Source organism: Mesorhizobium sp. M0077 (assembly GCF_040322955.1).
Taxonomy (GTDB): domain Bacteria; phylum Pseudomonadota; class Alphaproteobacteria; order Rhizobiales; family Rhizobiaceae; genus Mesorhizobium.
Window position 1 is genome coordinate 69,555 of sequence record NZ_JAMYUL010000002.1, and the last position, 20,063, is coordinate 89,617.

Annotated in this window: 19 protein-coding genes and 1 tRNA gene; 12 read left to right on the forward strand and 8 right to left on the reverse strand. The window is 63.2% G+C overall.

Annotated elements, in window-relative coordinates; all coding sequences use genetic code 11:
- Positions 1–2 precede the first annotated feature (2 nt).
- A complete protein-coding gene (locus NKJ57_RS04505; protein WP_023670997.1) occupies positions 3–710 on the reverse strand; it encodes a metal-dependent hydrolase in 708 nt (235 codons plus the stop codon).
- Positions 711–892: 182 nt separating this feature from the next.
- On the opposite strand from NKJ57_RS04505, the gene ruvX reads away from it, so the two are divergent.
- Positions 893–1,399, forward strand: a complete 507-nt coding sequence (gene ruvX, locus NKJ57_RS04510; RefSeq protein ID WP_023688595.1) for a Holliday junction resolvase RuvX — start codon at positions 893–895, stop codon at positions 1,397–1,399.
- Here ruvX and NKJ57_RS04515 read toward each other — a convergent pair.
- From NKJ57_RS04515 to NKJ57_RS04525, 3 genes are all read right to left on the reverse strand, one after another.
- Positions 1,317–1,658 (reverse strand): DUF6105 family protein, encoded by a 342-nt coding sequence (locus NKJ57_RS04515; protein WP_023670995.1) that lies wholly within the window; start codon positions 1,656–1,658, stop codon positions 1,317–1,319. The genes ruvX and NKJ57_RS04515 overlap by 83 nt on opposite strands.
- Entirely contained in the window at positions 1,658–2,245 is a 588-nt protein-coding gene (locus NKJ57_RS04520; protein WP_023706215.1) for a hypothetical protein, read from the reverse strand. Before NKJ57_RS04520 ends, NKJ57_RS04515 begins: the two co-directional genes overlap by 1 nt.
- A gap of 124 nt (positions 2,246–2,369) precedes the next feature.
- The gene (locus NKJ57_RS04525) at positions 2,370–3,998 is read right to left on the reverse strand and encodes a DNA alkylation response protein (protein ID WP_023724362.1); all 1,629 of its coding nucleotides are present in this window, start codon (positions 3,996–3,998) and stop codon (positions 2,370–2,372) included.
- 196 nt (positions 3,999–4,194) lie between these two features.
- On the opposite strand from NKJ57_RS04525, the gene NKJ57_RS04530 reads away from it, so the two are divergent.
- From NKJ57_RS04530 to dprA, 4 genes are read left to right on the forward strand one after another with little or no spacing between them, the layout of a single operon-like run.
- Complete coding sequence (locus NKJ57_RS04530; protein WP_352512594.1) at positions 4,195–5,157, forward strand: aspartate carbamoyltransferase catalytic subunit; 963 nt, start codon at positions 4,195–4,197, stop codon at positions 5,155–5,157.
- The gene (locus NKJ57_RS04535; protein WP_023706213.1) at positions 5,154–6,440 is read left to right on the forward strand and encodes a dihydroorotase; all 1,287 of its coding nucleotides are present in this window, start codon (positions 5,154–5,156) and stop codon (positions 6,438–6,440) included. Before NKJ57_RS04530 ends, NKJ57_RS04535 begins: the two co-directional genes overlap by 4 nt.
- 56 nt (positions 6,441–6,496) lie before the next feature.
- A complete protein-coding gene (plsY, locus tag NKJ57_RS04540) occupies positions 6,497–7,102 on the forward strand; it encodes a glycerol-3-phosphate 1-O-acyltransferase PlsY (RefSeq protein WP_023738700.1) in 606 nt (201 codons plus the stop codon).
- Positions 7,099–8,226 (forward strand): DNA-processing protein DprA, encoded by a 1,128-nt coding sequence (gene dprA, locus NKJ57_RS04545; RefSeq protein WP_023738699.1) that lies wholly within the window; start codon positions 7,099–7,101, stop codon positions 8,224–8,226. The genes plsY and dprA overlap by 4 nt, the downstream gene beginning before the upstream one ends.
- A 218-nt stretch (positions 8,227–8,444) precedes the next feature.
- Here dprA and NKJ57_RS04550 read toward each other — a convergent pair whose 3' ends face one another.
- Positions 8,445–9,587, reverse strand: coding sequence for a hypothetical protein (locus NKJ57_RS04550; protein WP_352512596.1), 1,143 nt, complete (start codon positions 9,585–9,587; stop codon positions 8,445–8,447).
- A gap of 250 nt (positions 9,588–9,837) precedes the next feature.
- On the opposite strand from NKJ57_RS04550, the gene NKJ57_RS04555 reads away from it, so the two are divergent.
- From NKJ57_RS04555 to NKJ57_RS04580, 6 genes are all read left to right on the forward strand, one after another.
- A complete protein-coding gene (locus NKJ57_RS04555) occupies positions 9,838–10,722 on the forward strand; it encodes a dihydrodipicolinate synthase family protein (RefSeq protein WP_352512597.1) in 885 nt (294 codons plus the stop codon).
- Positions 10,723–10,745: 23 nt separating this feature from the next.
- On the forward strand, positions 10,746–11,405 hold the full coding sequence (locus NKJ57_RS04560) for a GntR family transcriptional regulator (protein ID WP_352512598.1): 660 nt from the start codon (positions 10,746–10,748) through the stop codon (positions 11,403–11,405).
- 66 nt (positions 11,406–11,471) lie between these two features.
- On the forward strand, positions 11,472–12,809 hold the full coding sequence (locus tag NKJ57_RS04565; protein ID WP_023819934.1) for an ABC transporter substrate-binding protein: 1,338 nt from the start codon (positions 11,472–11,474) through the stop codon (positions 12,807–12,809).
- Positions 12,809–13,747, forward strand: a complete 939-nt coding sequence (locus tag NKJ57_RS04570) for a carbohydrate ABC transporter permease (RefSeq protein WP_352512600.1) — start codon at positions 12,809–12,811, stop codon at positions 13,745–13,747. The genes NKJ57_RS04565 and NKJ57_RS04570 overlap by 1 nt, the downstream gene beginning before the upstream one ends.
- Positions 13,748–14,569, forward strand: coding sequence for a carbohydrate ABC transporter permease (locus NKJ57_RS04575; RefSeq protein ID WP_023700756.1), 822 nt, complete (start codon positions 13,748–13,750; stop codon positions 14,567–14,569). It abuts the gene before it with no gap.
- A 39-nt stretch (positions 14,570–14,608) separates the two neighbouring features.
- A complete protein-coding gene (locus NKJ57_RS04580; RefSeq protein WP_352512602.1) occupies positions 14,609–15,670 on the forward strand; it encodes an ABC transporter ATP-binding protein in 1,062 nt (353 codons plus the stop codon).
- A gap of 46 nt (positions 15,671–15,716) precedes the next feature.
- Here NKJ57_RS04580 and NKJ57_RS04585 read toward each other — a convergent pair.
- Positions 15,717–15,792 (reverse strand) — tRNA-Lys (locus tag NKJ57_RS04585).
- A 322-nt stretch (positions 15,793–16,114) separates the two neighbouring features.
- Here NKJ57_RS04585 and NKJ57_RS04590 point away from each other — a divergent pair.
- The gene (locus NKJ57_RS04590) at positions 16,115–16,615 is read left to right on the forward strand and encodes a BA14K family protein (protein WP_023724353.1); all 501 of its coding nucleotides are present in this window, start codon (positions 16,115–16,117) and stop codon (positions 16,613–16,615) included.
- A gap of 91 nt (positions 16,616–16,706) precedes the next feature.
- Here the strand turns inward: NKJ57_RS04590 and glpK are convergent, their stop codons facing one another.
- Both glpK and NKJ57_RS04600 read right to left on the reverse strand, forming a co-directional pair.
- On the reverse strand, positions 16,707–18,200 hold the full coding sequence (glpK, locus tag NKJ57_RS04595) for a glycerol kinase GlpK (protein ID WP_023754891.1): 1,494 nt from the start codon (positions 18,198–18,200) through the stop codon (positions 16,707–16,709).
- 89 nt (positions 18,201–18,289) lie between these two features.
- The gene (locus NKJ57_RS04600; RefSeq protein WP_023748726.1) at positions 18,290–20,014 is read right to left on the reverse strand and encodes an ABC transporter substrate-binding protein; all 1,725 of its coding nucleotides are present in this window, start codon (positions 20,012–20,014) and stop codon (positions 18,290–18,292) included.
- Positions 20,015–20,063 lie beyond the last annotated feature (49 nt).

The window sequence follows — 20,063 nt, forward strand, 5'->3', positions numbered from 1 at the left end:
CTCTATAGTGTGATCGTTTGGCCGATGGCTGGCAAGGCTACGTCGACACCTGATCCTTCGAGGCCGGCCACGAACTTCTCCGCCGTCGCGTCGATGATCGGGAAGGTGCCGAAGTGGCATGGCACGACGGTGTCGAAGTGGAAGAAGCGCCGGCAGGCCAGGGCCGCCACCGCGCCGCCCATGGTGAAGCGGTCGCCGACCGGCACGAGGCCGATCTTCGGCTCATGCAATTCCTCGATCAGCGCCATATCGGAGAAGATGTCGGTGTCGCCCATATGGTAGAGCGTCTTGTCCTCCGGGAAATGCAGGACCAGCCCGTTGGGATTGCCGAGGTAGACGTTCTGGCCGCCATCGAGCCCAAACGACGAGGAATGCAGTGCCTGCACGAATGTGGTGGTGAAGGCACCGCAATCGACGGTGCCGCCATGATTGCCGGGATTGATCTTCTTGCCGTCGACGCCCTTGCCGACCAGGTACATGCAGATCTCGTAATTGGCGACCAGCTGGGCGCCGCTCTTCTTCAGCACCTCCACCGCGCCGCTGACATGATCACTGTGGCCGTGGGTCAGAAGCACATGGGTGACGCCTTCCGCCGGCCCCTCCCAGCCGCTCGTCCATGATGGGTTGCCGACGAGATAGGGGTCGATCAGGATGTTCGCGCCTGATGTCTCGACGCGGAAGGCGGAATGTCCGTACCAGGTCAATTTCATCGATCGTGTTCCTCGATTTTGGTTGCGCCGGAAGATAGAACGCCGGCAGCAAAATTAAAGTGACATAGTGTGCTCGCGGTTCAAAAGAACGTGTCGCGCTCTTTGTGACGGCAAGTCTGGGTCACGGTAAGTCTGGGTCACGGTTAAGACTGGGTCACGGTAAAACTGGTTGGGGAAAGCCGTTGGGCATCATAGCAATCGAGGATCTGCCGGCACGGCTGGAGGGCGGCAGGACGCTGGCCGGGCTCGACCTCGGCGACAAGACGATCGGTGTCGCCGTTTCCGACCGCGGCCTGTCCTTCGCCCATCCGCGCGCGGTCATCCTGCGCAAAAAGTTTTCGCTGGATGCGGCAGCGCTGCTCGCCCAGCTGCAGAAGGACAATGTCGGCGCGTTTGTACTCGGTCTCCCCATCAACATGGACGGTTCGGAAGGTCCCCGCGCCCAGAAGTCGCGCGCCTTCGTGCGCAACATGGCAGGTATAACCGACCTGCCCTTCGTGCTGTGGGACGAGCGGCTGTCGACGGTGGCGGCGGAGCGGACGCTGATCGAGATGGATTTCTCGCGCCGAAAGCGCGCCGGCAAGATCGATTCGGCGGCTGCGGCCTTTATTCTGCAGGGAGTTCTGGACCGGCTCCAGTCGCTTGACCCACGCGATCGGACGGAACCGGATTCCCCGCCTGCCGCCTGACCCAGGCCATGATGTTGCGGCGGCGGCGAAACGCCCACAATGCCATCAGCAGGAAGCCGTCGAAGATGCAGGCCCTTGCCACCATGCCCGGAATGATCGCCGGATCGATGCCCAGCATCTGCCCGTAGAGCTGAAACACGAAATCATGCAGCTGCCGGCTGAGCATGACGTAGCCGAAATTGATGTCGTTGAGCGACAGGAAGAACCAGCCCCAGAACAGAGCGAGTGGCGCGGCCCACAATGCGAACAGCGTGCGCATCAGTGACCGTCCCTGCGGCTGGAGCCGCCTCTGCGACCGCTGGGACCAATGTCCGGACGGCCGGAAATGCGCGACAGCAAGGAGCCGTGCGCGGCACCCTTGGCCATGGCATGGGCGGTGGCGCGGCTCTCTGCCTCCCGCGAAACCATGACGGCGAAGACCGACCTCCGCTCGGCCAGCATGGCGACATAGGAGGCCAGAAGTGCCGCCAATTGCACGGCGACAACCAAAAACAGGCCGTTGATGCCTCGCGCCGCGCCGCCGACCAGGATGAGCGACAACACCGCGGATGCCGAAATGAAGGCGGTCCGCGCCACACTGTCGGCTCCGTCCGGGCTCGCTGCGGCGTTAACCAGGCTCTCGACGAAGACCCAGCAAAACAGCACCGCCACGACCAGCAAGGCGATGGCCAGCGGCGCCACGACGGCAGCATTGTCGAGATCGGCCAGACGAGTGTTTTCCACGACGACGCCGAGCACGCCCAGAGCGCCCGCAACGCCGCGGTTTCCATCGACACAGATGAACGCCAGCAGGGCGAAAACCAGCGCCCAGTGCAAGGCCAGAAAGGACGTCAAAATGTGCCGCATGGCATTCCTGCTTTGGTGACAAAGACAGTGGGGTCTGCGGCCTGCGGCTGCAACGGAAACCATTCGTTAAGGTTAACGGCTGTCCACAGGCAGGCAAATTCGTTCACGGACTGGCGGAAGGCCCTCAATTCACCGGCGGATAGAGCGTGTCGATGATCATGCGCGCATCGTGGCGCGAATCGAGCATGCCATAGGTGTTGCGCCACTGGCCGGCGAGCCGCGTCTCGACGAAGGCGTCCGCAATCCGCCCTGCCCCCAGCCGGCGCAATTCCGCAGCTGCCGCCGACAGCGCCAGCTGTTCGGTCAGCAGGCGGGCCGACCCCTCATCGGTGCCGGCGACCTGCATGGCCGCCTTGAGCACGCCAATGGTTCCGCGTCCGCCGGCGCCGAGATCGCGGTCGATGCCGGCCAGCACCTCCTCGAACAGGCCGGGCGCGCGGCCGAGCACGCGCAGCACGTCGAGCGCCATGACATTGCCTGAGCCCTCCCAGATCGCATTGACCGGGGCTTCGCGGTAGTAGCGGGCGAGCGGCGCTTCCTCGACATAGCCATTGCCGCCGAGGCACTCCATCGCCTCATAGAGCAGTGGCGGCGCGATCTTGCAGACCCAGTATTTGACCACCGGGGTCATGGCGCGGGCAAAGGCAGCCTCGCCGCGGTCGCCGGCAGCCTCGTCGAAGGAGCGCGCCAGTCGGAACGAGAGTGCCGTGGCGGCGGCGACATCGAGCGCCATGTCCGCCAGCACGCGCTGCATCAGCGGCTGTTCGATCAGCGTCGAGCCGGCCACCTGGCGATGACGGGCGTGATGCACGGCCTCAGCCAGCCCCGCTCGCATGATTGCCGACGAGGCGACGGCGCAGTCGAGCCGGGTCAGCGTGACCATGTCCATGATCGTCTTTATGCCGGCGCCGGGCTCGCCGACCATCTCGCCGATGGCGTTGACGAACTCTACCTCCGATGAGGCGTTGGAGCGGTTGCCGAGCTTGTCCTTCAGCCGCTGAAAGCGGAAGCCGTTGCCGGAACCGTCGCCGAGGATGCGCGGGACGAGAAAACAGGAAAGCCCTTCCGGCGCCTGTCCAAGCACGAGAAAAGCGTCCGACATCGGCGCCGACATGAACCATTTGTGGCCGGTGACGCGATAAAAGCCGCTGCCGGCGCGTTCGGCCCGTGTGGTGTTGGCGCGCACGTCGGTGCCGCCCTGCTTTTCGGTCATGCCCATGCCGAGCGTCAGCCCGGTCTTGTCGACCGGCGGCTTCTGACTCTGGTCGTATTTGCGCGTCGTCACGCGCGGCGCCCATTCGCGAAACAGCTTTGGGCTGGCCATCAGGGCGGCCAGCGAAGCGCTGGTCATGGTGATGGGGCAGAGATGCCCGGTCTCGAGTTCGGCGGTCAGGTAGAAACGCGCGGCGCGCACCTGATGGCGACGGCCGATCTCGCTATCGCCGTTTTCCCAGATCGAGGAATGCAGGCCGCCGGCAACCGAGCGGCGCATCAGCGCATGATAGGCCGGATGGAATTCGACGAGGTCGATGCGCCGGCCCTGACGGTCATGCGTGCGGAGCTTCGGCGTCTCGACATTGGCGAGGCGCGCCAGCTCCTGCGCCTCCTGCGTCAGGACGAACCGGCCAAGCCCGTCGAGGTCCTTGCGCACCGGATCGGAAAAACGCTCGGCAAGCTGGATCAGCAACGGATCGCCCCGCCAGGCGTTGCCGCCCGTCAGCGGCGGCGGCTGGTTGGTCACGTCGTCGGTCACGCCCAATCCTTCTGAAAGTAGAAGGGCCTTCTAACGGTAGAAAGGCCTTATCATCACAAGGCTTCGAATCCGAAGCAATCGGCTAGATATAGCCCAAGGCAGGCGGCGCGCGCGACGAAAATACCGGGGAGAAAGGCCGCAATGCCAAGCTGACGCTTGCGGCAAGGAATTCTCCCCCCTATAGCAGCGCCTTGAGATGACCGACGCTTCGTCCCTGCCGCTTTATCCTCACCGCCATCTTCTGGGCATCCGCGATCTTTCCCCCGGTGATATCGAGCTCCTGCTCGACCGGGCAGATCGCGCCGTCGCCATTTCGCGGCAGTCCGAAAAGAAGACCTCGACGCTGCGCGGCCGCACCCAGATCAACCTCTTCTACGAAGCCTCGACGCGCACGCAGTCGTCGTTCGAACTGGCCGGGAAACGGCTCGGCGCCGACGTCATGAACATGTCGGTGGCGAGCTCTTCGGTGAAGAAGGGCGAGACGCTGATCGACACGGCCATGACTCTGAACGCCATGCGCCCCGACATCCTGATCATCCGCCACCAGTCTGCGGGCGCCGCCGCCCGTTTGGCGCAGAAGGTCGGCTGCTCGGTGGTCAATGCCGGCGACGGCGCGCATGAACACCCGACGCAGGCGCTGCTCGACGCGCTGACCATCCGCCGCGCCAAGGGGCCGCTGTCGAAACTGATCGTAGCGATCTGCGGCGACATCCTGCATTCGCGCGTCGCGCGTTCCAACATCATGCTCTTGAACGCGCTTGGCGCGCAGGTGCGGGTCGTGGCGCCGTCGACGCTGCTGCCCACCGGCATCGAGAAAATGGGCGTCATCGTCTCGCGCTCGATGGCCGAGGGCCTCAAGGGCGCCGACGTGGTGATGATGCTGCGCCTGCAGCGTGAGCGGATGGAAGGCGCCTTCGTGCCTTCGGTACGCGAATATTTCCGCTATTTCGGCCTCGATGCCGAAAAGCTGAAGGCCGCCAAGGACGGCGCGCTGGTGATGCATCCCGGTCCGATGAACCGCGGCGTCGAGATTGCGTCCGAAATCGCCGACGGTCCCCAAAGCGTCATCCAGGAACAGGTCGAGATGGGTGTCGCCGTGCGCATGGCGGTGATGGAAGCGCTGCTCGACCCGCGCCGCAACGAGGGCCGGGTGGCATGAGCACGACGGTCTTTGAGCGCGCCCGCATCGTCGACCCGTCACGCGGCATCGACGAGGTCGGCACCGTGATCGTCGAGGGGAAAAAGATCGTTGCCGCCGGCAAGGCTGCCCTGAACCAGGGCCTGCCGGCGGGAGCCACCGTGGTCGACTGCGCCGGCAAGGCAATCATTCCCGGCCTGATCGACGCGCGCGTCTTCATCGGCGAACCGGGCGGCGAACATCGCGAGACCATCGCTTCGGCCAGCGTTGCGGCGGCGGCCGGCGGCGTTACCTCCGTCGTTATGATGCCCGACACGGACCCGGTGATCGACAATGTCGCGCTGGTCGAATTCGTGCTGCGCACCGCCCGGGACACGGCAAGCGTCAACATCTTTCCGGCGGCGGCGATCACCAAAGGCCTCGCCGGTCGCGAGATGACCGAATTCGGCCTGTTGCGCGAGGCCGGTGCGGTCGCCTTCACCGATGGGCGGCACACAATATCCAGCGCACTGGTGATGCGCCGGGCTCTCACCTATGCCCGCGATTTCGGTGGCGTCATCGCACATGAGACACAGGATGGCGACCTCGCTTCGGCAGGCGTGATGAATGAAGGCCTGTATGCCAGCTGGCTCGGCCTTGCCGGCATTCCGCGCGAGGCCGAGTCCATCCCGCTGGAGCGCGACCTGGCGCTGGCACGGCTGACGCGCGGCGCCTACCACGCGGCCAAGATCTCGACGGCGATGGCAGCGCAAGCGATGACGCGCGCGAAAGCCGACAAGGCCAATGTCACGGCGGGCGTGGCGATCCACAATCTGTCGCTGAACGAGAACGATGTCGGGGAATACCGCACCTTCTTCCGGCTGACGCCGCCTTTGCGCGCGGAGGAAGACCGGCTGGCCATGATCGAGGCGGTCAAGGACGGCACGATCGACATCATCGTCTCCTCGCACGACCCTCAGGATGTCGACACCAAGCGCCTTCCCTTCGCCGATGCAGCTGCCGGCGCGATCGGGTTGGAGACGCTGCTTGGAGCAGCGCTTCGGCTCTACCACAATGGCGACGTGCCGCTACTTCGGCTGGTCGAAACACTGTCCACCGCACCAGCAAGGCTGTTCGGCCTGCCGGGCGGCACGCTGAAGCCGGGAGCGCCGGCCGATCTTGCGCTGATCGACCTTGAAGAACCCTGGATCGTGAGTGAAAGCGGCATCCGCTCGCGCTCGAAAAACACCTGCTTCGAAGGTGCGCGGCTGCAAGGCATGGTCTTGCAAACGCTGGTGGCGGGCCGCACAGTGTTTTCGAGCTAGAGCGATCGCGCCACGTCGCAGACCGATATGTTGCTGGGGAAATGCGGGGGCAAACAATGAGTTATAACGTTATCCTGGCATTGCTGTTCGGCTCTCTCCTCGGCTCGATTCCCTTCGGCCTCTTGATCACCCGCGCGGCCGGCCTCGGCGATGTGCGCAAAATCGGCTCCGGCAATATCGGCGCCACCAACGTTCTGCGCACCGGCAACAAGGGCCTCGCCGCCGCGACGCTGGTGCTCGACGCGTTGAAGGGTACGGCGGCGGTGATGATCGCGCGCCATTTTGGACACGACTACGGACTGTGGGCCGGCCTTGGACTCTGGGCGGGCCTTGGCGCCTTCCTTGGCCATCTGTTTCCGGTCTGGCTCGGTTTCAAGGGCGGCAAGGGCGTGGCGACCTATCTCGGCGTGCTGATCGCGCTCGGCTGGCATGTGGCGCTGATCTTTATCGTCGTCTGGCTGGCGATGGCTTTTCTGTTTCGCTATTCCTCGCTGGCAGCGCTGACGGCGGCGGTCATCGTGCCGATCGCGCTTTATTTCTGGAGCACACCTGAGACCGCCGGGCTGTTCCTGGTGATGAGCCTGATCGTCATCTTCAAACATCGCACCAACATTTCGCGCCTTCTTGCCGGCACCGAAGGCAAGATCGGAGCCAAGGGTTGAGCAAGCCCCCCGGCGGGCCGCGCCTCAGCGACCGGCAGCGGCTGAGCTGGCTGCGGCTGATCCGCACACAAAATGTCGGCCCGGCCTCGTTTCGCGAATTGATCAACCGCTTTGGTTCGGCGGAGGCGGCGTTGGAGATGCTGCCCGAGCTGATGATTTCGGGCGGAGCCAAAAGGATCATGCGCATTCCTTCCGTCGAGGAAGCCGAAGCGGAACTCGACGCAGCCAGTGAAAACGGCGCCCGCTTCGTCGGCATCGGCGAGGCCGACTACCCGCCGATGCTGAAAAACATGGACAATCCGCCGCCGCTGATTGCCGTGAAGGGCGAGGCAGCCGTCTTTCGCCTGCCGGCGGTGGCCATCGTCGGCGCCCGCAACGCGTCGCTCGCCGGCATCAAGATGGCGCGCATGCTGGCGGCGGATCTTGGCCGCGACGGCTACGTCATCGTTTCCGGCCTGGCGCGCGGCATCGACACGGCCGCACACCAAGGCAGTCTTTCCACTGGCACAGTCGGCGTGCTGGCCGGTGGGCTCGATGTCCCCTACCCGCCCGAAAATATCGGCTTGTGCGACGACATTGCCGAGCGTGGCGGCGCCGTCATTTCGGAAATGCCGTTCGGCTGGCAGCCGCGGGCGCAGGATTTTCCGCGCCGCAACCGGCTTGTCGCGGGCGCCGCCCTCGGACTGGTAGTGATCGAAGCTGCGCAACGCTCCGGCTCGCTGATCAGCGCGCGCCTGGCCGGCGAGATGGGCCGGCTGGTCTTTGCCGTACCGGGTTCGCCACTCGATCCGCGCTGCGCCGGCTCCAACGGCCTGCTCAAGGACGGCGCCACCCTGGTCACCGAGGCGGCCGATGTTTCCGGTGCGATCGCACCCTTGGCGGGTACGCGAACGCGAAGCATTGCGCCGCCAGAAAAGGCACCCGATTTTTCGGCAACTCCCCCACCCGGTGAGGACGAACGCAGCGGCGTGCTCGAGGTGCTGGGCCCAACGCCGGTGGGCGTGGACGAGATCATCCGCCACACCGGCCTCAACTCCGCGCAAGTCTCCATGGTGCTGCTGGAACTCGACCTTGCCGGCCGCATCGAGCGCCATGCCGGCGGCAATGTCTCACTAGTTTCGTGACGTTCCACCCGATCCCGCCGCACGTCGGCCGCAACTCACGCGTCGAGGGTCACGCCGGCGGCGCCAACGCCGGTACAGATGCCACCGCAGGGTATTTTTCCAGGCGGCTCTCGGAAAAACACTCCGCCATTCCAGGGCTCTCCGTTGCACTGACGATCACGCTCGCAATGGCATACTCGACAGCTGACGAAAACCGGGCTCGACAGTCTGCGCATCAGTCAGCGGAACAGATACTTCGATACCTCCGGATTGCCACGGCGCCACATCACATTGTCCAGAAAATAATGGTGCACATTGATGAAGATGAGCACGATGAAGAAGAACAGCGATGACCCCAGCACTTGCCTGTCATAGGGAATCAAAGCCGTCAGGGCGGATGGGATCAGCCAGAAGCCGAGATAGCCAAGGGCCGTGCCGCCGACGATGAAGCCGAGGAGCCGAAACCTGTAGAGGGGGCCAAGAAAGGACAGGATTTTCGGCTGCGGATCGCCTTCGGCATCGGAACTGTCTCGCTCGACGTTCGTCTGGTAGCGCCAGACCACGGCGAGATACTGCAGCGAGTGGAGCGCGGGCACGATCAGCAGCCAAAGCGGGTTTACGCGCGCAATCAGGATCCAGAGATAGAGCGACGCGACATAGGCCACCAAACCGTTATAGGGCAGACCGGCGCCGTTCTTCCGCCAACGATTGACCAGCATCAAAAGCGTGGCCGCCGTCGACGCAACGGCCGCCAGCATGCCGATGTCGGTAATCCAGGAAGGGGCCGCGAATGTGTAATAGTCCAGGCCATAATATTTGCCCTGGGTGACCGCCGTATTCGTCTGCAGCCATGCCAGGATCCACACCGCATAGGAGTTCACCAGCAGCACCTTCTTGTCGCGGTCGTCGAAGAATTTGCGCTTCAGCACCGCATCCACCATCAGCATGCCGTAGCCCTGCTTGACGTAGTGCCAACCGACAAAAAAGAACATGGCGTTGGTGGCATAGCCGAGCAGGCGCGTGTTCGCCGCCGCGGCGCCATAGGCAAAGAACCCGGCCATGACCAGGGGCACGACAATGCCCGCGAAGATGTAACGGAGCTGCAGGCTCCTGTCGTAGCCGTCGCCCGTCACCTTGCGCCCGAAATTGCGGTAGAAGAGCTGGTAGGAGTGGGCGAAGTGGGGATAGTTCACGAGATAGGCCACGAAGACCATCGTTGCGGCCACCGGACCTTCATATTCGAGCGGAACGAGAAACAGCACCGGCAGGATGAGAAAGGCGCTGCCGCCCAGCATGAGGAAATCGGCGACCGGGCCGAAGAGGTATTTTTGAGGCGCCGCCGCCTTAGGAGCGACAGCATCCGCCGAAAGCTGAAGTGTCATGTCAGAACCCTCCCCTGGGAAAGGCTGAGTTTAGCCATCGACTGGGATGGGGACAAGGTTGGAGCTGCCGCTCCGCGCCCGAACACTGGGCCATCCTGCTGTTTCGCCAATGGTCTCGATCCGCCATGAGCTTCGAACCCGTGAACCGCTCGATAAGGCCCTCCGCTGTTAAAAAAGCGCACCACCCCAATTTACGACTAACATGTTAGTGTGCTAACACGGCATACACACCTACTTCGGAGACCTTCCGGTGACATCACGCTTTGGCCTTTCGGCCGCTCTCGCCACACCTTTCGATGCCCGAGGGCAGATCGCCACCGCCCTCATGATCGCTCAGGCCAAAAGTTGCCTGGCGCAGGGTTGCGGCAGCGTGACGCTTTTCGGCACCACAGGGGAAGGCGCATCGGTGGGCACGACGGAGCGGCGGTCGGTGAACGAAGCCATGCTGGCTGCTGGAATCCTGCCGCATCAACTCGTTGCCGGCGTGCTGGTCGACGCCGCCGAAGACGCCGCCGAACAGGCACAGCATGCCTTGCAGCGAGGCGCCCGAAACATTCTGCTGGCCCCGCCGAGCTACTTCAAGAATGTCGGCGAGGAGGGCCTTTTCGGCTGGTTCTCCGCCGTCTTTGCCGCGCTCGGCCCCCTCGCCCGTGACGTGCTGCTCTACAACATCCCTTCGGTTACCATGGTGCAGCTTTCGCTTGGCCTGATCGGCCGATTGCGCACTGCTTTTCCCGACGTGGTCGCCGGGGTGAAGGATTCCGGTGGAAACTGGAGCTACAGCGAGGCGCTGCTTGCCGCCTATGGCGATCTGGTGATCCTGATCGGCGATGAAAGGCATCTGGCGCGTGCGGTGCGACTGGGTGCTCAAGGTGCAATCTCGGGCATGGCCAATTTCGTGCCGGACGAAATCCGCGCCATGGCCGAGGACGGGCGCGACGATCCTCGCGTCGAAAGTTTTGTGCTCGAATTGCTGAAATATCCGGTCACCCCCGCGGTAAAGGTCATGGTGGCGCGCAAGACCGGCGACGAGCGCTGGCTGGCGGTCCGTCCGCCGCTGGAGCCGATTGCGTTGCAAGGGCAGCAGCAGCTTGCCGCAGCCTATGACAGCCTGTTTGCCAGGGAACCGGCCTGACCGGCAAAGGGAAGCGCGCCGAAATGGAAGACGGCAACGAACCGACCACCCTCAGGGAGAAGGCCTATGCCAGCTTCACGCGGCATTTGCTGGCGCGCGACTTCAAGCCGGGCCAGTTCGTGTCGCAACGTGAGCTGGTTGCCTTCACCGGACTGCCACTCGGCGCCATTCGCGAGATCGTGCCGCGTCTCGAGGCGGAAGGACTGCTGACGACCATCCCGCAGCGCGGCATGCAGATCGCCCATATAGACATCAGCCTGATCCGCGAGGCCTTTCAGTTCCGCCTGTTCATGGAGCGTGAAGCGGTGGCGCTGTTTACGGTAAGCGCCTCCGATGCCGAGCTTGCCCGCTTGCGGCGCGAGCATGAGGACATGCTTGCCCAGGCGCTGGCGCAAACCCCGACGCCGGAGATGGAGGCCAAGGCGCAGACCATCGACTGGGCCATGCACGACACGTTCATCGATGCGCTGGGCAACGAGATCATCGCCAAGGCCTATCTGGTCAATTCGGTGAAGATCCGCCTGATCCACCAGGAACGGTTCCGTATCGACGGGCGCGTCGTGCCGGTCATGCGCGAGCACCTGGCGGTGATCGATGCGATGCAGAGCCGCGACCCTGGCAAGGCGGTCGAGGCCATTAGCCAGCATATCGATAAGGCGCGCCGGCTGGCGCTGCAAATCTGAGGAAGCATGAGCCGCGCCGCGGTCGCTGCGGCGCAATCGACAACGACAACAACCGGGAGGAAGAAAATGTCGTCCAATCTGTTCAACCCAACCAGGAGGCAACTCCTCCAGGGAACCGCCGCCCTTGCCGCCGCCGGCTTTGCCGGTGTTCGCCCAAGCTTTGCCGCCGGCGTCGACTGGAAGCGCTTTGCGGGAACGACGCTTGACGTCAATCTGGTGAAAAGCCCGCGCAGCGACACGCTGATAAAATACATCGCCGAGTTCGAGGAACTGACCGGGATCAAGGTCAATGCCGAAGCGACGCCGGAACAGCAGCAGCGCCAGAAGACGGTGATCGAACTCAGCTCCGGCAAGCCGAGCTTCGATGTCGTGCATCTGAGCTACCACGTGCAGAAGCGGCAGTTCGAAAAGGGCGGCTGGCTGGCCGACATATCAGGCTATCTCGCTGACTCGACCCTGACCGATCCTGCGCTGGTGGAAACCGATTTCGCCGATGCCGGCATGCTGTTTGCCAAGGACGGCCAGGGCGTGCTGCGCTCGCTACCGTTCTCAGTCGACTACTGGATCGTCTACTGGAACAAGGAATTGTTCGAGGCCAAGGGCCTCAAATACCCTGAAACCTTCGAGCAATTGGTGGCGGCGGCCGAAGCGCTGACCGACCCGTCGACCAACACCTATGGATTTGTCGCCCGCGGCCTCAAGAACGCCAACACGCCGGTGTGGACGTCGCTTATGCTCGGCTACGACATGACGCCGCTCGACGACAAGGGCAAGCTGCGCACGACCTCGCCCGAGGCGGTCGAGGCGGCCAGCCTCTACCAGCGGCTGATGACCAAGTCGGCGCCTCCAGGCGTCACCGGATTCAACTGGGCCGAAGCCCAGTCCGCCTTCCTGCAAGGCAAGATCGGGATGTGGTTCGATGGCGTCGGCTTTGCCCCGCCAATGGAAAATCCGGAAAAGTCACGAGTGGTCGGCAAGGTTGGCTACGGCGTCATGCCCAAGGGGCCCAAGGCGCATGCCGCCGGCACCTTTGGCGACGGCCTCGGCGTGACGGCCACCAGCGAGAAGAAGGAGGCCGCCTACCTCTTCTGCCAGTGGGCGATTTCGCCCGCCATGGGCGCGCGCCTGCTGCAGGCGGGTGCCGGCGTGCCGTTCCGCAAGTCGGTGCTGGAAGATCCCAAGGTGCGCGAAGGCGTCACCATGCCGGCGAGTTGGCTCGATGCCGTGGTCGGCTCGGGCAATGTCAGCCGGCTGTCGCTGCCGGTCATCATTCCGGTCACCGAGTTCCGCGACATCTATGGCGTGGCGCTGACCAATCTGATCGCCGGCGCCGATCCGGCGGAGGAACTGAAGAAGGCCACCGAGCAGTTCCAGCCGGTGCTCGACCGGAGCGAGCAAGGCTGATGTCCGCCATCACCCCAGAACGCACCGGGGTGACGACGCAAGCCATCGAAGGGAGCCAGACCATCCGTCTGGCTCCCAACTACTGGCCTTTCGTCGCCCCGGCGCTCGTCGTCATCGGCGCCGTGATCGTCTTTCCCTGGGCCTTCACGCTGTGGATGAGCGTCAACCGCTGGACCCTCGGCCAGGCGCGAAGCTTTGCCGGGATGGAAAATTACCTGCGGCTGGCCGTCGACCAACGCTTCTGGGAATCGCTTTTCCATACGCTGACCTACACGGCGCTTTCGGTTGCGGCGCCGATGTTCCTTGGCACTGTCGCGGCGCTGATCTTCGACGCCAAATTTCCGCTGCGCGGCCTGTTGCGCGGCGTCTTCGTCATGCCGATGATGGCAACGCCAGTCGCCGTGGCGCTGGTCTGGACGATGATGTTCCATCCCCAGCTTGGCGTGCTCAACTATCTGTTGTCGCTGGTCGGCATCCCGGCGCAGGAATGGATCTTTAATGCCAGGACGGTCATCCCGTCCCTGGTTGCGGTCGAGACCTGGCAGTGGACGCCGCTGGTGATGCTGATCGTGCTGGGCGGCTTGGCCTCCGTGCCGCGCGAGCCCTTCGAGAGCGCCGAGATCGATGGCGCCAACGCCTGGCAGCAATTCCGCTATCTCACCTTGCCGATGATCGCGCCGTTCCTGATGATCGCGATGATCATCCGCACCATCGATGCGCTGAAAAGTTTTGACATCATCTATGCCATGACCCAGGGCGGACCGGGCACGGCCTCGGAAACCATCAACATCTATCTCTACAACACCGCCTTCTCCTACTACGACATCGGCTATGGCTCGGCCATGGCCGTGGTGTTCTTCATCGTCATCGTCGCGCTGTCCTTCATCCTGCTGATGCTGCGCCAGCGCTCCCAATGGATCGGGGTGGAGGGCAAATAGATGAGTTCACGGCTGCTCAACCGGATCGGGCTGTTTTTCGCGGCTCTGGTCTTCGTCTCGCCGGCGATCCTGTTCTTCCTCTGGATGATCTCGCTGTCGCTGAAGTTCGAGATCGACAACGGTGCATACCCGCCGATCCTGATCCCGGAACATCTCGCCTGGTCGAACTATGTAAAGGTATTCGAGGAGAACAATTTCCTGCTCTATTTCTGGAATTCGGTTCTGGTGACGGGCACGGCAACGTTGCTGGCGCTGCTGATCGGCGTGCCGGCCGGCTATGGCATCGCGCGGCTCAAGGCCGAACGCTCGGCGGTGGTCATCATGATCGCCCGCATGACGCCGGGGCTTTCCTATCTCATTCCGCTGTTCCTGCTGTTCCAGTGGGTCGGCATTCTCGGCACGCTGTGGCCGCAGATCATCATCCATCTGGTGGTGACGGTGCCGATCGTGGTCTGGGTGATGATCGGCTATTTCGAGACCACGCCGATGGAGCTGGAAGAAGCGGCCAACATCGATGGCGCCAGTTCCTGGCAGGTGTTCCGGCTGGTCGCCTTGCCCATCGCCAAGCCGGGCATTGTCGTCGCCTTCATCCTGTCGATCATCTTCTCATGGAACAATTTCGTCTTCGGCATTGTGCTCGCCAGCCGCGAGACCCGCACGCTGCCGGTCGCCGTCTACAACATGCTTTCCTACGAGCAGGTGAGCTGGGGTCCGCTCGCCGCCGCAGCACTTGTGGTGACGCTGCCGGTGCTGGTGCTGACCCTGTTCGCGCAAAGGCAGATCGTCGCCGGGCTGACCGCAGGCGCCGTCAAGGGCGGCTGAGGCACGGCCCCGACATCACTCATTTCCGGGAGAAATCCAATGGCATCGGTAACAATCAACAACGTTCAGAAGGCTTTCGGAGCCGCCAAGATCATCCACGATGTCAGCGTCGACATCGTCGATGGCGAATTCGTCATCCTGGTCGGGCCGTCGGGCTGCGGAAAGTCGACGCTGCTGCGCATGATTGCCGGACTGGAAACGATCTCGGGCGGCAGGATCGCCATTGGCGATCGCGTCGTCAACAATCTCAGGGCGCGCGACCGAAACATCGCCATGGTGTTCCAGAACTACGCGCTGTATCCGCATATGACGGTGGCCGAAAATATGGGCTTTGCCCTGAAGATCAAGAAAGCCGATCCGGCCGACACCGCCGGCCGCGTCGGCAGGGCCGCCAGCATTCTCGGCCTGGACAAGCTGCTCGACCGCTATCCGCGTCAGCTTTCCGGCGGCCAGCGCCAGCGCGTCGCCATGGGCCGGGCCATCGTGCGCGACCCGCAGGTGTTCCTGTTCGACGAGCCGCTGTCCAATCTCGACGCCAAATTGCGCGTGCAGATGCGCGGCGAGATCAAGGCGCTGCACCAGCGGCTGGGAACCACCACCATCTACGTCACCCACGACCAGATCGAGGCCATGACCATGGCCGACAAGATCGTCGTGCTGCATGACGGCCTTGTCGAGCAGATCGGCGCGCCGCTCGATCTCTACGATCGCCCGGCCAACCTCTTCGTTGCCGGCTTCATCGGCTCGCCGGCGATGAATTTCATTCGGGGCCATGTCGAGGAAGGTGTTTTCCGCAGCGCCGGTGGACTGATCTTGCCGCTGCCGGAAGGCATCGACCTGGCAAACATACCCGGCGGCGACCTCATCTACGGCATCCGCCCCGAACACATCCGAGCGACGACCGCCAAAGGAATCCCCGGCACGATCGTGCTTCTGGAAGCAACGGGTTCGGAAATCTTTGCCAGGGTCGACTGCGCCGGAGAAGAAATCTCCTGCCTTTTCCGCGAGCGGCTGGCACTGAAACAGGGCGAGCAGATGCGCATCGAGATCGACCGCGCCTGCGCTCATCTGTTCGACGTCAAGACCGGGCAACGATTGTAGGGGCGATGGGGGCTGCTGACAGGGCAACTTCCGCACGAAGTATTTCTGGTGAGCGCGTCGGGGTTCGAACCCGAGACCTACTGATTAAAAGTCAGTTGCTCTACCGGCTGAGCTACGCGCTCCCGCGGGCTCTAAAGGCCGCCCTCGAAATTGCGCGGAACATAGGGAGAGTGCCGCGACCGGTCAACCGGAAAAAGATGGCCCTTCGACCGGGGTTTCAGCCATCGCCAGACGCGCCGCAAATTGCGTCGTCACCAGCCCGGTGAGCCGCTCCCGCAACGTGGTCGCCGCTTCGATCTGTTGGCGCGCGAGACGCGCCTTTTCTCACGCGCCGAATTCGAGAAACATTACAAATCAGCAACTTACTGTTTTGGTGGGAACCATCGCACGAGCGGGCCGTTTTCGTCTCACAAGGGACGTCAACCACCCTTCAAGGAGAAGATCATGAACAAGATCGCAACGGGTCTACTGGCGACCACCCTGTCAATTTCGTTTGCCGCGGCCGCCGCTATGCCGGCCAATGCCGCCCAGATGTTCGTGCCCCAGTCATCAGCAACTTCGTCCGACATCGTGAATGTGGGCGATTCTCGTCATGACAACTGGCGGTGGATGCGCCACGGCAACCGCAATTCCGGCAATCGCGATTTCCGCGTAGGCCGCCAGTTCTCGCGCAACAATGATGGCGGCAGCTATTGGAATGGCCATCGCGGCTATCGCGAATATCACCGCGGCTATCGCCGTCACGGCGACTACTGGTTCCCGCTGGCTGCCTTCGCCACCGGCGCCTTGATCACCGGTGCGATCGTCAACAGCGAGAACAACCGCGTCTACGGCGGCGATGCGCATGTGCAGTGGTGCTACGACCGCTATCGCTCCTACCGCGCCTCGGACAACACATTCCAGCCCAACTACGGCCCTCGGCGGCAGTGTAATTCGCCCTATTGATGTGTTTAGGGCGAAGTTAGGGTAGGACGGAGCCTGCGCCGGCAACGGGCGCGGGCTTCGTCTTTTCGCGGACTTGGTCTTAAGTGCGAAATCAGGACGCGCTCAATGTCCGGCGCACCGCGTCGCGCCAACCCGCCAGTTTTGCCGAGCGGGTGTCGGCATCCATGTCCGGCTTGAAGCGGCGCTCGAGCGCCCAACTCCTGGCAAAATCCTTCGCCTTCGGCAACACACCCGCCTTCGAGCCGGCAAGCCACGCTGCGCCCAGCGCCGTGGTCTCCAGAATGGTCGGGCGATCGACCGGCGCATCGAGGATATCGGCCAGCCGCTGCATGGTCCAGTCGGAGGCCACCATGCCGCCGTCGACGCGAAGCACGGTTTTGGCCGATGCCCCCTTCCAGTCCTTGCGCATGGCGTCGAGGAGATCGCGCGTCTGGTAGGCGACGGATTCAAGCGCCGCGCGGGCGAACTCCGCCGGGCCAGAGTTGCGGGTCAGCCCGAAGATCGCGCCACGCGCCTCGGCGTCCCAATGCGGCGCGCCGAGACCGACGAAAGCCGGCACGAGATAGACGTTCTGCGTAGGGTCGGCGGTTGCCGCCAATACGCCGCTATGCTCGGCCTTGCCGATCACCTTGATGCCATCGCGCAGCCATTGCACGGCGGCACCCGCGATGAAGATCGAGCCTTCCAAGGCATAGGTAGTCTTGCCGTTCAGCCGATAGGCGATGGTGGTCAACAGCCGGTTCTTCGAGCGCACCAGATCGGCGCCGGTGTTGAGCAGCGCAAAGCAGCCGGTGCCATAGGTCGATTTCATCATGCCTGGCTCGAAACAGGCCTGGCCGATGGTCGCTGCGTGCTGATCGCCGGCCACGCCAAGGATTTTGATTTCGGCGCCAAACAGGCTTTTTTCCGTCACGCCGTAGTCGTCGGCGCAATCCTTGACCTCAGGCAGCATCGCCACCGGGATGCGCAGGATGGAGAGCAGCTCGTCGTCCCAGACATTTTTCTCGATGTTGTAGACCAGCGTGCGCGAGGCGTTGGTGGCATCCGTCGCATGTACCTTGCCGCCGGTCAGCCGCCAGATCAAAAAACTGTCGATGGTGCCGGCGAGCAGTTCGCCCTTTTCGGCGCGCTTTCTCGCACCGTTCACCTTGTCCAGCATCCAGGCGATCTTGGTGCCGGAGAAATAGGGATCGAGCAGTAGGCCGGTCTTTTTGGTGAACTTTTTCTCCAGGCCGTGTTTCTTCAGCTTCTGGCAGAGCGGCGCGGTGCGGCGGTCCTGCCAGACGATGGCATTGTGGATCGGCTTGCCGGTCGCCTTGTCCCAGATGACGACGGTTTCGCGCTGGTTGGTGATGCCGATCGCCGCCACATCCGAGGCCTCGCGGCCGGCGGCCTTCAGCGCGCCTTTGACCGTCGCGACGACGCTTGCCCAGATCTCTTCCGGATCATGCTCGACCCAGCCGGAGGCAGGATAATGCTGGGTGAATTCCTGCTGCTTGCTGCCGGCGACCTTCATCGCGCCGTCGAACAGGATCGCCCTGGTCGATGTCGTACCCTGGTCGATTGCAAGGATGTATCCGGTCATTAGTCCTCCCGGTAGCTCGCCTATACAAACAGGGGAGACGGCAAGATGCCGCCTCCCCGTTCACTATGATCCTGGCGCGTACGCCAAGATTACTTCTGCCAGCTCTTCACCAGTTCGTCGTAGTTGATGGTGATCGGCTTTTCCTTCTCGTTCTCGATCTTCAGCTGAGGCGCGAGATTGCCGTTCTTGACCGCGTCGGCGTTCCAGTAGGCGAGGTCATGCTCTTCGGCCATCTTCGGGCCGATATCGCCCTGGACGCCCGACTTCTCGATGCGGGTCATGACTTTTTCCTGCTCGGCGCAGAGCGAGTCCATGGCTTCCTGCGCCGTCTTGGCGCCGGACGAGGCATCGCCGATCGCCTGCCACCAGAGCTGTGCCAGCTTCGGATAATCGGGCACGTTGGTGCCAGTCGGCGACCACTGAACGCGGGCCGGCGAGCGGTAGAACTCGATCAGACCACCGAGCTTCGGCGCACGTTCGGTGAAGCTCTTGTCGTGGATCGTGCTTTCGCGGATGAAGGTCAAGCCGACATGGCTCTTCTTCACGTCGACCGTCTTCGAGGTCACGAACTGCGCGTAGAGCCAGGCGGCCTTGGCGCGGTCGGTCGGCGTCGACTTCATCAGCGTCCAGGAACCCACGTCCTGATAGCCGAGCTTCATGCCGTCCTTCCAGTAGACGCCATGCGGCGACGGGGCCATGCGCCACTTCGGCGTACCGTCGTCGTTCAGCACCGCCTTGGCGCCGGCGTCGACCATCGAAGCGGTGAAGGCGGTGTACCAGAATATCTGCTGCGCGACCGCACCCTGTGCCGGCACCGGGCCGGATTCGGAGAAGGTCATGCCTTGGGCTTCGGCCGGAGCGTAGGCCTTCAGCCAGTCGAGGTATTTTTGGATCGAGTAGACGGCAGCCGGGCCGTTGGTGTCGCCGCCGCGCGCCGTGCAGGAGCCGACCGGCTGTGATTTCTCGTTGACCTTGATGCCCCATTCGTCGACCGGCAGGCCGTTCGGCAGGCCCTTGTCGCCGTTGCCGGCCATCGACAGCCAGGCATCAGTGAACCGCCAGCCGAGCGACGGGTCCTTCTTGCCGTAGTCCATGTGGCCATAGACCTTCTTGCCGTCGATCTCGCGGCCGGTGAAGAACTCGGCGATGTCCTCATAGGCCGACCAGTTGACGGGAACGCCGAGGTCGTAGCCGTATTTCGCCTTGAAGTCGGCCTTGTTCTTCTCGTCGTTGAACCAGTCGTAACGGAACCAGTAGAGGTTGGCGAACTGCTGGTCGGGCAGCTGATAGAGCTTCTTGTCCGGCGCGGTGGTGAAGGAGGTGCCGATAAAATCCTTCAGGTCGAGGTTCGGATTGGTAACGTCCTTGCCCTCGCCCGCCATCCAGTCGGTCAGGTTGCGGACCTGCTGGTAGCGCCAGTGGGTGCCGATCAGGTCGGAATCGTTGACCCAGCCGTCATAAAGGTTCTGGCCGGTCTGCATCTGGGTCTGGATCTTCTCGACGACGTCGCCTTCCTGGATGACGTCATGCGTGATCTTGATGCCGGTGATGGCGGTAAAGGCCGGCGCCAGCACCTGCGATTCATACTGGTGGGTGGCGATGGTTTCGGACACGACCTTGATGTCCATGCCGGCGAAAGGCTTCGCGGCATCGATGAACCACTGCATTTCTGCTTCCTGGCCGGCGCGGTCGAGCGTCGACAGCGGGCCGATTTCCTTGTCCAGAAACGCCTTGGCCTCATCCATTCCGGCGTAGGCGTTGCCTACCCCGAGCAACAGGACAAGGGCAGTTGATGTTAAAAATTGCCGTCGCATAGGTTTCCTCCACATTTAGGTTTCAAGTGTGATCTGGAACGGCCGCCGG

Excerpts from the sequence above, each read along its gene's own strand:
- NKJ57_RS04505 (WP_023670997.1), bottom strand. The coding sequence starts at position 710 with ATGAAATTGACCTGGTACGGACATTCCGCCTTCCGCGTCGAGACATCA.
- NKJ57_RS04515 (WP_023670995.1), bottom strand. The coding sequence starts at position 1,658 with ATGCGCACGCTGTTCGCATTGTGGGCCGCGCCACTCGCTCTGTTCTGG.
- NKJ57_RS04520 (WP_023706215.1), bottom strand. The coding sequence starts at position 2,245 with ATGCGGCACATTTTGACGTCCTTTCTGGCCTTGCACTGGGCGCTGGTT.
- NKJ57_RS04530 (WP_352512594.1), top strand. The coding sequence starts at position 4,195 with ATGACCGACGCTTCGTCCCTGCCGCTTTATCCTCACCGCCATCTTCTG.
- NKJ57_RS04535 (WP_023706213.1), top strand. The coding sequence starts at position 5,154 with ATGAGCACGACGGTCTTTGAGCGCGCCCGCATCGTCGACCCGTCACGC.
- plsY (WP_023738700.1), top strand. The coding sequence starts at position 6,497 with ATGAGTTATAACGTTATCCTGGCATTGCTGTTCGGCTCTCTCCTCGGC.
- NKJ57_RS04550 (WP_352512596.1), bottom strand. The coding sequence starts at position 9,587 with ATGACACTTCAGCTTTCGGCGGATGCTGTCGCTCCTAAGGCGGCGGCG.
- NKJ57_RS04560 (WP_352512598.1), top strand. The coding sequence starts at position 10,746 with ATGGAAGACGGCAACGAACCGACCACCCTCAGGGAGAAGGCCTATGCC.
- NKJ57_RS04565 (WP_023819934.1), top strand. The coding sequence starts at position 11,472 with ATGTCGTCCAATCTGTTCAACCCAACCAGGAGGCAACTCCTCCAGGGA.
- NKJ57_RS04570 (WP_352512600.1), top strand. The coding sequence starts at position 12,809 with ATGTCCGCCATCACCCCAGAACGCACCGGGGTGACGACGCAAGCCATC.
- NKJ57_RS04575 (WP_023700756.1), top strand. The coding sequence starts at position 13,748 with ATGAGTTCACGGCTGCTCAACCGGATCGGGCTGTTTTTCGCGGCTCTG.
- NKJ57_RS04580 (WP_352512602.1), top strand. The coding sequence starts at position 14,609 with ATGGCATCGGTAACAATCAACAACGTTCAGAAGGCTTTCGGAGCCGCC.
- NKJ57_RS04590 (WP_023724353.1), top strand. The coding sequence starts at position 16,115 with ATGAACAAGATCGCAACGGGTCTACTGGCGACCACCCTGTCAATTTCG.
- glpK (WP_023754891.1), bottom strand. The coding sequence starts at position 18,200 with ATGACCGGATACATCCTTGCAATCGACCAGGGTACGACATCGACCAGG.
- NKJ57_RS04600 (WP_023748726.1), bottom strand. The coding sequence starts at position 20,014 with ATGCGACGGCAATTTTTAACATCAACTGCCCTTGTCCTGTTGCTCGGG.